We start from the raw sequence: 12,340 nt of genomic DNA, 5'->3' as shown, positions 1-12,340 counted from the left end.
GGGCTTTCATCAAAGGTGTTGTTTGTGGGGTTCGAGTGGAAGATATTGAAGAACCAACTATGAAGGAAATTCGTTATTTGGATAAGTTGATAGATGAATTAGCCAAGGGGAAAGCGATGGATAAGATTTTACGGAAATAATAATTAAATTTAGTAATATAAAACTATCTTTACTAAAACTCTTGGCACCTAAGTGACACCTTTTGGTATAAAGATTGCTAAATATTTTTAGGATTGAAATTAGTCTTAAAAAGTGTTATGCTACCAACGGTAAACAAGAAAATCTTTAATAAAAACGAAAATAGCCTTGGCTTTAAAGGATACTAATTTTGTGCTAGCAAAAGCTTTATTTGAAGAATTAGAAGAACTGATTAAATTACTATGAACAAAAGGCTGTTCTTTGGAACTATCGCTTGCTTTAATTTTTCAAAGACCCCTTGACATATTGAAAAGAAAAGGTTAGTGTATTATCAGATAAGATAAAAGTTATGATTAGAAGTAGTAGAAGTAGGTTCCAGTAACAGAGAGTTATCGGTAGGTGGAAGATAATCTGGGAAGCTTTGAACTCGTCTATGAACTCTGAGGTTGAACTTAAGTAGACCTTGGCGGGAATTCCCGTTATAGAATTTAAGTGCAGGGTTATCCCTGAATTAGAGTGGTACCGCGGTAGGTTTATCCTTTCGTCTCTTTTATTGGAGGCGAAGGGATTTTTTTATTTATGTAAAAGCAAAAGAATGGAGAAAAAATATGGAACAACTATATGATCCAAAAAAAATTGAAGAGAAATGGCAGAAATATTGGGAAGAAAAAGAAACATTTAAGACCGATGTATGGGACTTTAGTAAACCTAAATATTATGTACTAGACATGTTCCCTTATCCATCAGGAGTTGGTCTTCATGCAGGACATCCAGAAGGATATACAGCAACCGACATTGTATCACGTATGAAACGTATGCAAGGCTATAATGTATTGCATCCAATGGGATATGACTCCTTTGGGTTGCCAGCAGAACAATATGCTGTTAGTACAGGAAATCACCCAAATGGATTTACAGAAAAAAATATTGAATCCTTTTCAAAACAGTTAAAAGAACTTGGTTTTGACTATGACTGGTCTAAAATGATTGCTACGAGTGACCCAAAATTCTATAAATGGACCCAATGGATTTTTAAACAATTATATTTAGATGGTTATGCAAAATACATTGATATGCCAGTAAACTGGTGTGAAGAACTTGGTACAGTATTATCAAATGATGAAGTTATTGATGGTAAATCCGAACGTGGTGGTTATCCAGTTATCCGTAAAAATATGAAGCAATGGGTAATCAATCAACCAGCCTTTGCTGAAAAATTATTAGAAGGCTTAGAGGAAATCGATTGGCCAGAATCCACTAAGGATATGCAAAGACACTGGATTGGTAAATCCGAAGGTGTGGAAGTTGATTTTGAGATCGTTGGTGGTGGTAATTTCTCCATTTATACAACTTGTATTGAAACAATTTATGGTATTACATTCATGGTACTTGCTCCAGACGGTCAGATTGTGAAAGACTTAATGCCTAGAGTTGAGAATAAAGAAGAAGTAGAAGCTTATATTAATGAAACTCTTAAGAAGAATGATATGGACCGTACGGAGCTTAATAAGACAAAGTCAGGTTGTATCTTAAAGGGTATCTATGCAATTAATCCAGTGAATGGCAAGGAAGTTCCTTTGTTCATTGGCGATTTCGTATTAGCAAGCTATGGAACAGGTGCAGTTATGGCAGTTCCTTCTCATGACCAAAGAGACTTTGAATATGCCGGGGTTCATAATATCCCTATGATTCAAGTAATTGATGGAGCAGATGTAAGCGAGAAAGCATTTGAAAAGGGTGATTATCTTGGTAAAGGCTGCATCTTAATGAACTCAGAAGAATTTACAGGACTTACAGTTGAAGAAGCAAAAGTAGCAATTACTGAGAAGTTAAGCAAAATGGGCGTTGCACGTAAATCTGTGAATTACCATTTCCGTGAATGGATTTTTGCTAGACAAAGATACTGGGGAGAACCAGTGCCAGTTGTCTATACAGAAAATGATGAAATTCATGTATTAAGTGATAGCGAATTACCACTTATTTTACCTGTACTTGAAGATTACAAAGGTAAGAATGGTAAGGCTCCTCTTGAAAATGCAACTGAGTGGAAACAATATGAGAAAGACGGTGTAAAAGGAAAGCGCGAAACTTCAACCATGCCTGGTAGTGCAGGTTCAAGCTGGTATTTTATGCGTTATATCGATCCAGATAACCAAGAGGAATTTGCTAATCAAGAATTGCTAAAGCATTGGTTACCAGTAGATTTATATATTGGTGGTCCAGAACATGCAGTTGGACACTTAATGTACTCAAGAATTTGGAATCGTTATCTATATGATAAAGGTTTATCACCAGTAAGAGAGCCATTTAAGAAATTAGTTCATCAAGGAATGATTCTAGGTTCCAATGGTATTAAGATGGGTAAACGTTTCCCAGAATTTGTTGTAAATCCAAGTGATATCGTTAGAGATTATGGTGCAGATACCTTAAGACTTTATGAGATGTTTATGGGACCTTTAGAAGTATCTAAACCATGGAATCAACAAGGTGTAGAAGGCGCAAGAAAATTCATTAATCGTGTATGGACATTCTTTACTAATGAAGAAAACATTACAGAGGACAATGACGATTCCTTAACAAAAGTATATCATCAGACAGTGAAGAAAGTGACAAGCGACTTCGAACAATTGGGCTTTAATACAGCCATTAGCCAGATGATGATTTTTGTAAATAGTGTATATAAAGTAGGAACTTGCCCAAGAAAGTATGCAGAAGGCTTTATTAAGATGTATTCTTGTATTTGTCCTCATGTTGGTGAAGAGATGTGGAATCTCTTAGGTAATAGCAATACACTAGCTAATGAGTGTTGGCCAACTTATGATGAAGACGCTATCAAAGAAGATACTATTACGATTGGTGTTCAAGTAAATGGTAAGGTGAAGGGTACTGTAGAGTTAGCAGTGGATGAAGAGAATGGCTCTGCCCTTACTAAAGCGAAGGAAGTTCCTACCGTTGCAAAAGCGATGGAAGGAAAAGCAATTGTAAAAGAGATCTATGTTAAAGGTAAAATAATTAATATTGTTGTAAAATAATTGGTGTAGTTAGCGGATTTGTTATTATTCAAATAGAAGTCCTAACGTGATAATCGGTTAATAAGACAAGATGTAAACTCTCCTTTATTTGTGTTACGGTGAAGCGTACCATAAGTAAAGGAGAGTTTTCCTATTTTAATAAAAATGTAATAATTTTACCATATAATTACCTTTTTCAATGCCTATCCTTAGAATATAGTAAAATTTTGCCTAAGCAATATCACAAGCAAGATTATGATATAACCGGTGGTTAATTAATCAGGGAGAGTGTGAAAAATCAAGATTTTTTACACTCGAGTTTGTGCTATCGGCCAAATTCGCAGGATTGCGATAGAATGGAGGATAAGTATGAAAAGGGTAAAGTCACTACATGCGGTAAGGAGTATTCTTTTTTTTCCTATCATGGTATTTATTATTTTAATGAATACCCAATCAATCAAAGCATCTGAAGATAAGAACTATGAAGTGAAAGGTCATATGTTATATTTGTATGATAATATTACAGCACAAGAGCGTGAAGATATAACGAATACAAAAGAAATTCATCAAGTGACGATTTCAACTTCTAGGGTTAGCTTTACTTACATGCCAATATTGAATAACCTAAAAGAGTTACATATAACAAATGAAGTGGAAGAAATTTTAATTGATGGTTATCACACAACACTACAAGAGGTTTTTCCCAATTTGGAAGCGATTTATGTGGATGAGGATAATCCATCTTATAAAAGTATCAATGGAGTTTTATATAGTAAGGATGGAACGAAATTGATTTCCTATCCGATGAAAAAAGGAGCCAATGCGATTGTAGAAATTGGAACCAAAGTGATTAATAACAATGCATTCGCCTTTGTATCTATGGATCATATTCAGATACCGGAAGGACTCGTATGTATTGAAAACTTTGCATTTCGTGCTTCGACATTAGCTGAAATTGCTTTACCAAAGAGCTTTCGCCAATTAGAAAGTGAGGCATTTTATCAAGCTGAATTAACATCGATTACGGTTGCATCAACAAATCCATATTTTGCTTCTGTCGATGGAATTTTATATCGACATGATAAAAGTTATATCGAGTATTGGCCCGAAAAGAAACAAGTGGAAGAGTTAAATCTGCCACAGGGGATGGTGGTTTTAGATGGAACTAAGATTAAGAATATCAATACACTTAAAACACTAACAATACCAAAATCCTTAATATCTTGTTCAAATATGAGTAAAAATCAACTTGTTTCCATACAGGTAGATGATAACAATCCATATCTGGCATTGTTTGATGGGGTTCTATACTCTAACGATTTTAGTTACATTTATGTATACCCAAATCAGAATAAACAGACTGTTATTAAGATTCATGACAATATAGAAACATTCCCAATGGATCTATTTAATACTGTAAATACAACTCAAGCTTTAAAACTTCCTAAGAATTTAAAAGTAATGGAAGGTAATAAATATAGTAGCTTATTAGGTGGTTTTCGTAACCTATCCGTGCTAGATTTAGATGAATTGAATGCTTATTATACAGTAAAAGATGGGATTCTTTATGATAAGACAATGACTAAAATTATATGGTTTCCAATAGATTTAGATATCAAGAGTTATACAATACCGGAAACGGTTACCTCAATTGATAACGCTCAGCTTAGAAGACAAAATCATTTGAAGAAGTTATATGTGCATAAGAACTGTCACTTGGCTAATGCTCAAGTAGATTTATATTTAGGAGTAGAATGTTTTGAGCTAGAAGCAGTAATCATTGAAGAAGGAAACCCGTATTTTAAATCTGTAGATGGTGTTGTTTTTCACGCATATGACAATATATTAATTCTTTATCCATGTGCAAAAAAAGATAAAAAATATCAGATTCCAGATAAGATATATATTGCAGACTTTAATACGTATAATCCTTATCTTGAGGAAATTACCTTCTCAAAATCGTTATGGGGTTTGTTTGGAGCTAGTTTTGCTGAGGGAGAAGGAAAAGCGTTCCCACTGTTTACTAACTTAAAACGTATTATATTGAATGGAAATGATAATTTTGAAATAAGGGATAATATACTGTATCAAGTAGATTCCCGCTCTAGTTATTATCAAGTTTATTCGTTCGAAACGGATTTTTTATTTGTAAAGGAATATTTGGATTCTAATAGGGTTATGAATAACAAACCTATAAAAGATAAGCAATTCTCTGTTGAAACGGAAGAATCGAAACAAAAGCCAGATATTTTGGTAGAGGGTTATGTTTTCTCTAAAGACAATACAATAAAATATAAGAATGAAAAAGTGGCTACCATTCAAGATGTGTCTTTATTTGCTACATTTCATTATGATACAATTTTTGATAAAGTTGAAAAAGTAATCATAGCAGAGGGCGTTACTTCTTTACCAGCGAGTATCTTTTACTATTTTCCTAGCGTGAAAGTGATCTCTTTGCCAAAAAGCCTAAACGATGTTGGAAAGGCGTTTTATTTTATCGATTTTGATTCTATGTTAAGAGCTTTATATTCTGGAGAAGCGTTTCCTTATTATTTATCAAACTTGGAAGAAGTCAAAGTGCATCCACAGAATTCTTATTATACAGATATGAATGGAATTCTTTATAACCGTGATGTAACTAGTTTGATTTGTTATCCAAGCAATAAACTTAGTAAAACATATGTTATGCCAGAATCATTAATTAACATAGAGACATCTGCATTTGGTGCAAACTACAGATTACAACGAATCGAAATCAATGCTTTGTTTCGAATCAATTTAGGTCATATGTATAATGGGTTTGGTTCCTATGGTTTTTTCTCAAATTTAACCAATGTAAAGGTGGATGAGAATAATCTATATTTACGTACTGTAGATGGCCTTTTATATGACAAAGCTATGAATACTTTAATAGAATATCCCCAAGGGAAAGTTACAAAAATTTATCATATTCCTGAAACAGTTACAAATATAGAACCTAGTGCATTATACGGAGTACAATTGGAAGAACTGATGTTCCCACGTGAACTATCTTTGAATCCGAATTGCTTAGAATATAGTAAGATTGGTCACATTTTAGATAATGACTATACATATTTTCGTGTTATCGATGGTGTGATATATGATCGAGATATCAAATACTTGATATATTGGCCAAATCAAAAGAAGGTAAAGAATCTAACATTTCCTAGTACGTTACAAAGTTGTTCTTTAAGAAGTATCAGTAATTTAGATTGTGTTGAGTCTATTACAATACCTAGAGATTTGAAAAATTCTGAAATTACAATGAAGATGGAAAATCTAAAAACAATTTATCTAGAAGAAGGAAACAAATATTATACTTTGTATGATGGAATTCTGTATAATAAAGCACTCACTAATTTATATTTAATGCCAAGTATTAGTTCCATATCAACGATTCATGTACCCGCTACCTATAAAGGCTGCTATATGCGGGATTTTCAAAATGAAATGTCTAATGTGAGTAAGATTATAATAGAAGGAAGTGGATTGTATTTTCCTTATGAATGTTTTCCAGATTTAAAAGAATTTGAACTTGCTAAAGGAAATAAAAAAGCAAGTGTAATGGAAGGCGTGCTATATAATGCCTCTAAATCAACATTAATATGGTATCCACAGAATAAGAAAACTAAATCATTTACAGTACCATCCTCTGTTACAAATTTTAGGAATAATACATTTGAAGTTCATAATTATCTAGAATCAATTACATTATCAGATAAATTATCGCTAAAATTTGACTATAATTCTAGTTTGTTTTCGAATTGTAAGAAGTTAAAAGAGATCAAGGTATCTTCTAAAAATCCTAATTTGACTGCGATTGATGGTGTTTTATATACAAAGGACAAAAAGACGTTACTCGTATATCCAATGGGAAAAATAGAGAAAGAATATACTGTGCTTGAAAGCGCTACGAAAGTATTTTTGAATCAAAATAGATATCTAAAGACATTGAATATAGGAAGTAAGGTTACAAGCATTGAAGGTTTATATAAATATCATGGTCTACAAGGCTTCTCTGCATTAGAATCAATTCAGGTATCTAATAAAAATCGTTACTATTATAGTAACGATGGCGTTGTTTATCATGAAGATGAAATGTTTTTCTATCCGGCAGCAAAGAAGGATGAATTTTTCGTTGTACCTTTAAAAGTAGTGAGTTTAGATAATATATATTTGTTACGTAATCATAGGTATTTAAAAAATATCTTATGCAATGGTTACGGATTTAGAGTTTGATAATTACTATTTGTCACAAAATCATAAGTATTTAAAAAATATCTATACCAATAGTTACAGATTTAGAGCTTATGGAACGAATTTGATAGAACAAGAACATCGATGATAATAGTAAAAGCATCTGTAATTTCTTATTACCATCTTGTCCGAGACTACATGACAATACTTGGCATGATGCTCAATGCATAGGGGTTTTAAGTACTAGGAGGAGGAAGACTATGAAAGTTAAAATTCATAAAAGATTAATAATTGCCATTTTGTTAGTGGTTTGTGTAGTCGGTGGAATTATCGGAAAAATAGGATGGGATAAATTGAAGATTGAAGAACCAATCTACTTTCGTTATTTGGTAGAACATTATCTTCCAACGATAGTAGATTCGATGGAACTTAAGTATGTACAAGATTTCACGGATAAGAGAAAGGTTAAGGAAGTTGAATTTACTAATCATCCAGAGTTAAAAGTGGAAGTATATCCAAAATACACTCAACATTATGGAATCTATAAAGTTATAACTGAAACAATATATATGAAATGGGATACTAATGTGGTTAGCAATTTACCAGATGTTGCTGAAATTGATAGTATTCAGGTTACTTATTCGGATGGAACCAAACAGATAGTTGATATCGGAAGAATATGTATCTATGGCGGAAAGTCAGATAGAGATATCTTAGAAGCAGTAGATTGTATTCCTTTATGGGAAAGCGAAAGGATGCAAAAATATAAAGCTACTGAAACTATAATAATGGAAGGACTTTCCGAGTTATCTCATGAGTTTTTACAAACGAAAGATATTATTGAGTCCTATTCTTTAGTTGTAGATGATGATAATATAACGAATGGCCCATGTGTAATAAAACCGGGTCAGATGGTTGTGTTTTCTATGAGATTAAATGGATTTGACGTCAGGAAATTTATAAATTCTAATAGTAATTATGACTATTGTAAGATTGTTCCGCAGTTAATATATCAGAAAGAATCAGGGGAAGTGTTTACTACTGACATATATAATGATCCAATGATAGTTCAATTTGAAAATTATCAAGAGGTAAGAGAATATGTAAAAAAAAGAAGTGGGCTGTAATGTATAAATTTAGTATCATTTATACTGTTGATATAGGCATAAAAAAGAGGACTTACTGTAATAAGGTAAGTCCTTGATACATATTTAAAGTAGGTGAACTATCTTAACCTTGTAGCCTTTCTTTAAACGAGTTATTAACAGTCAATATTTACTTTTCTTGCATGCCATAGCAATGCCACCTAAAATTTAGATTTATCATAATTATATGAAATGCTTGTGCCAACAACTACATCTTCTATTTTTTCAATAATAAGCCAATCATCCATATTGCCCTGACGGTCAAAGTCAAGAGGTTGGATTCCAATCACATTCTCAAACTCTACCAAGCACATACATTTTTTATGCCAACGTTCTTGTTGCTTTTTAGACAAATTCAATTTTTCTTGATTATCGTCAAGTACCTTTACGATTTCATCTTCTGATAATTTAACGAAATTTTGAACTGATTTCACAGTTGCAGTTGCTGAGATTTTTGCCGTACCTTTTTTCATGAAGTAAAGTTTCTCACCAACGAATACTCTACTATGAGGAATCTTTCTGCCGGCAGCAGCTCTAATAATCATCGTTTTAGAATTATCCAATATTTTTTCTAATACCTTTTCGGTGCCATCACAATATACCAAATGCACCATACTTAATTCTCCTTATTTGAAACTGGAATCCATACTTCATAGTAGGCATTCTCCGGGTCTGCATTTAAATACACCTCAATATCTGGTGCATTTCCATATTCATATCCTGAAGTTGGAAGCCATTCAGTCACGATTCTTTTTTCTAGTTCCTGTATAGTCTGAGTACTTCCTTCTCCTGAAAATATTGCCCACAGGGAGCTAGGGACAATGTATTCTTCTAAATTATTCTCTATTGGTTGACTACTTGCAACTGCAATATAGTATCTCCAATTATCTGATTCATTACAGGAGCTTACTCCGAGCATACCCATAGGCATTCCTTCCATCATGGTAGCAAGTCTTGGTATTGTTCCATTCATTGCAGCTGTAGCCCACATTTTCGGTACAGTTTCAAAGTTTTTCTCAATTTCTGCTTCTAATGGTTCTGAAACACCTACAATTCTAAATGATTCTTTTTTTTCAATTCTGTAATTCATTTCACTATCTCCTTTTATTGTTATCTTGAAGCTGATAGGAGGAAATGCTTTTAAAATTGTACCTTCTACTTTTGCCTGAGATGGTGCTATACCATGTACACTTTTAAAAGCTCTGTTAAATGCTGTCGGTGAATCATATCCATATTTTAGAGAAATATCTATCACTTTTTCATCGCCACTCTGTAAATCAACAGCTGCCAACGACATTCTCCTACGGCGTATGTACTCAGATAATGGTATATCTGCTATATAGGCAAACATCCTTTGAAAATGATAAGTTGAGCAACATGCAATCTTTGCTACTACTTCTAAATCGATAGTTTCTTTTATATTTTCTTCGATATAATTAACAGCACTATTTAATCGTTCTATCCATTCCATATCTTCATCTCCTAATAATAAAAATAGTCTATTTAAGATAATTCTACCTCTCTTTTTTTGCCCAATAATGAGAGGTTATATAAATAGTCTTTATTACACAATTTTGAATTAACATAGCAAATTAATTATAGCATAAACTTACAGTTGTTTTCCATTTTTTCTTTTTTGGCGCACATTTGGTATAATAAAACAGTTATACATAGTGAAAGGAGGTAATTCATTGTCGATTGAAATCAAAGAACTGTATGACAAAATATATAGATATTGTTATTTTAAAACAAATGATAGCTATGTAGCTGAGGATCTGACACAAGAAGCATTCCTCAAATTTTTTAGTCAAAATACATACATAGATAAGGGGAAGACATTGGCTTATCTCTATACTATAGCCAATCATCTTTGCATTGATTATTACAAAAAAGTTAAGCTACAACCAATTGATGAGGAAATACAGGGTGATGAATTGTTTGAGAATATTAATACGAAAATCACAGTTAAATGTGCAGTGAAAAGCTTATCGAAAGATATGCAAGAATTGCTACTATTGCGATATGTAAATGAATTATCTATGAATGAAATCAGTAAAATCACCAATCAGTCAAGATTTGCTATATATCGTAAAATTAATACGGCATTACAATGTTTGAAAAAGATGTTAAGGGAGGAGGATTTTCAATGAAAAGTGAGTTGAAAGAACAACTTAGGCAAGTTTTTGATGCACCTGATTCAAGAAGAAAAGAGGAATTCCTACAAAATTTTAACTACCCCAAAGCAACATATAGAGAATTTGTATTCCATCAGATAGGATATATAAGAAAGCGAGTTTGGGGTTTTTCATTGGTACTACTACTGAGTGTATTTGCTGTGTGTAAGATAATAAAAGACATTGAGGCAACTTACTCTATGATATGGGTGATTTCTTCTTTGTTCCCTTTATTAGCTTTATTAGCTTCTACGGAGATTGCACGATCTAGTTCTTTTCGCATGTCAGAACTTGAAATGACTACACGATTTAATTTAGGTGAAGTTTTATTAATGCGTATGGGCATATTAGGTCTCACAAATGCGTTTGTATTTGGAATTGTTTTGTTTTTTGTCTCTTTCAAAATAAATTATGGATGCTTACAACTTGGCTTATATTTGAGTGTGCCTTATCTTATAACTTGTCTAGGCTCACTAATGCTAATGAATAGAATCTCTAGTCGGGAAGTCGTCTATTGCTGTGCAGGGGTATCCTGTTTTGTAATCGTATGTAATGGGATTCTAGCCAATTCAAGGCTAATGATATATAGTGATAAGTTTGTATTTTTTTGGATTATACTTTTCATTTTATTATGCATTGCAATTACAAATCAAAGCTCAAAACTTATTAAAAATACGGAGGCATTACAATGGAATTAGTTTTAGACAGATTAACGAAACAATATAAAAATAAAATTGCTGTAGATAGACTTTCTCTTGAACTAAAGCCAGGTGTCTATGGGTTATTAGGAGCCAATGGAGCAGGAAAAACAACCCTTATGAGAATGATATGTGGCGTATTAAGGCCAACTTCAGGGGAGATTAAATATAATGAAATTGATGTAAGCCAAGAAGAGTATCGAGATATTTTAGGATATCTTCCACAGGATTTTGGTTTTTATCCAGAATTTACAGCAATTGAATTTATGTGCTATATGGGTAGTTTAAAGGGATTACCAAAGCAAAGAGCAAAAGAAAAAGCAATAGAATTGTTAGAGATGGTTTCATTAACGGAGGTTGCAAAAAAGAAAATAAAAACTTTTTCAGGTGGCATGAAGCAACGCTTAGGAATTGCTCAAGCACTAATAAATAATCCAAAGATTCTTGTGCTAGATGAACCTACTGCAGGTCTCGATCCAAAGGAACGTATCAGGTTTCGAAATATAATCTCAAAATTAGGAACAAACAGAATCGTATTATTATCAACGCATATTGTTTCTGATATTGAGAATATAGCTACCACGATTCTAGTGATGAAAAATGGCCAACTAATTCATAATGGAAGTTTGGATAAGATAATTACAGCCATACAAGATAAAGTCTGGGAATGCGTAGTATCGGAAGAGAAGGCAGATGAATTTGCAAAAATTTATCCAATTATCAATGTTAGACAAGAACAGGAACAAATATTTTTGAGACTGGTTAGCGAAAGCAAACCATGTGAAAATGCAATCAATGGGAAAGCTACTTTGGAGGATTTGTATTTATATTATTTTAGTGAGGTGACAACCTATGAATAATTTTCTTACACTAGTAGGATTCGAGTATAAAAAAATTTTCAAGAGAAAGAGCACTATTATCAGTTTTCTATTTATTTTAGCAGTGCTAGTAGTTAT

Annotated in this window: 9 protein-coding genes and 1 other annotated feature; of the genes, 7 read left to right on the top strand and 2 right to left on the bottom strand. The window is 32.7% G+C overall.

Translation table 11 applies throughout. The features are described from left to right. From RTP52_RS20455 to RTP52_RS16415, 4 genes are all read left to right on the top strand, one after another. A partial coding sequence (locus tag RTP52_RS20455; protein ID WP_312372576.1) for a DUF2200 family protein occupies positions 1 to 140 on the top strand: 140 nt, incomplete at its 5' end. A gap of 338 nt (positions 141 to 478) precedes the next feature. Continuing rightward, positions 479 to 690 (top strand) — a binding site (T-box leader). A gap of 56 nt (positions 691 to 746) precedes the next feature. Next, positions 747 to 3,170, top strand: a complete 2,424-nt coding sequence (gene leuS / locus RTP52_RS16425; RefSeq protein ID WP_312372540.1) for a leucine--tRNA ligase — start codon at positions 747 to 749, stop codon at positions 3,168 to 3,170. Between the two features lie 348 nt (positions 3,171 to 3,518). Continuing rightward, a complete protein-coding gene (locus RTP52_RS16420; protein WP_312372539.1) occupies positions 3,519 to 7,409 on the top strand; it encodes a leucine-rich repeat protein in 3,891 nt (1,296 codons plus the stop codon). Between the two features lie 218 nt (positions 7,410 to 7,627). After that, positions 7,628 to 8,494, top strand: a complete 867-nt coding sequence (locus RTP52_RS16415; RefSeq protein ID WP_312372538.1) for a hypothetical protein — start codon at positions 7,628 to 7,630, stop codon at positions 8,492 to 8,494. A gap of 179 nt (positions 8,495 to 8,673) precedes the next feature. Here RTP52_RS16415 and RTP52_RS16410 read toward each other — a convergent pair whose 3' ends face one another. Both RTP52_RS16410 and RTP52_RS16405 read right to left on the bottom strand, forming a co-directional pair. Further along, on the bottom strand, positions 8,674 to 9,126 hold the full coding sequence (locus RTP52_RS16410; protein ID WP_312103280.1) for a polysaccharide biosynthesis protein: 453 nt from the start codon (positions 9,124 to 9,126) through the stop codon (positions 8,674 to 8,676). Between the two features lie 2 nt (positions 9,127 to 9,128). After that, positions 9,129 to 9,983: an AraC family transcriptional regulator gene (locus RTP52_RS16405; RefSeq protein ID WP_312372537.1), complete on the bottom strand. Its 855-nt coding sequence runs from the start codon at positions 9,981 to 9,983 to the stop codon at positions 9,129 to 9,131. Between the two features lie 220 nt (positions 9,984 to 10,203). Between RTP52_RS16405 and RTP52_RS16400 the strand changes: the two genes are divergently transcribed. The 3 genes from RTP52_RS16400 to RTP52_RS16390 are packed head-to-tail and all read left to right on the top strand — an operon-like array spanning position 10,204 to position 12,244. After that, a complete protein-coding gene (locus RTP52_RS16400; protein ID WP_312103275.1) occupies positions 10,204 to 10,662 on the top strand; it encodes an RNA polymerase sigma factor in 459 nt (152 codons plus the stop codon). Beyond that, on the top strand, positions 10,659 to 11,384 hold the full coding sequence (locus RTP52_RS16395) for a hypothetical protein (RefSeq protein ID WP_312372535.1): 726 nt from the start codon (positions 10,659 to 10,661) through the stop codon (positions 11,382 to 11,384). Before RTP52_RS16400 ends, RTP52_RS16395 begins: the two co-directional genes overlap by 4 nt. After that, positions 11,375 to 12,244, top strand: coding sequence for an ABC transporter ATP-binding protein (locus RTP52_RS16390; protein WP_312372533.1), 870 nt, complete (start codon positions 11,375 to 11,377; stop codon positions 12,242 to 12,244). Before RTP52_RS16395 ends, RTP52_RS16390 begins: the two co-directional genes overlap by 10 nt. Positions 12,245 to 12,340 lie beyond the last annotated feature (96 nt).

This window comes from Lachnoclostridium sp., from assembly GCF_031997925.1.
Taxonomy (GTDB): domain Bacteria; phylum Bacillota; class Clostridia; order Lachnospirales; family Lachnospiraceae; genus Lachnoclostridium.
This window is presented reverse-complemented; position numbering and strand designations above follow the sequence as displayed.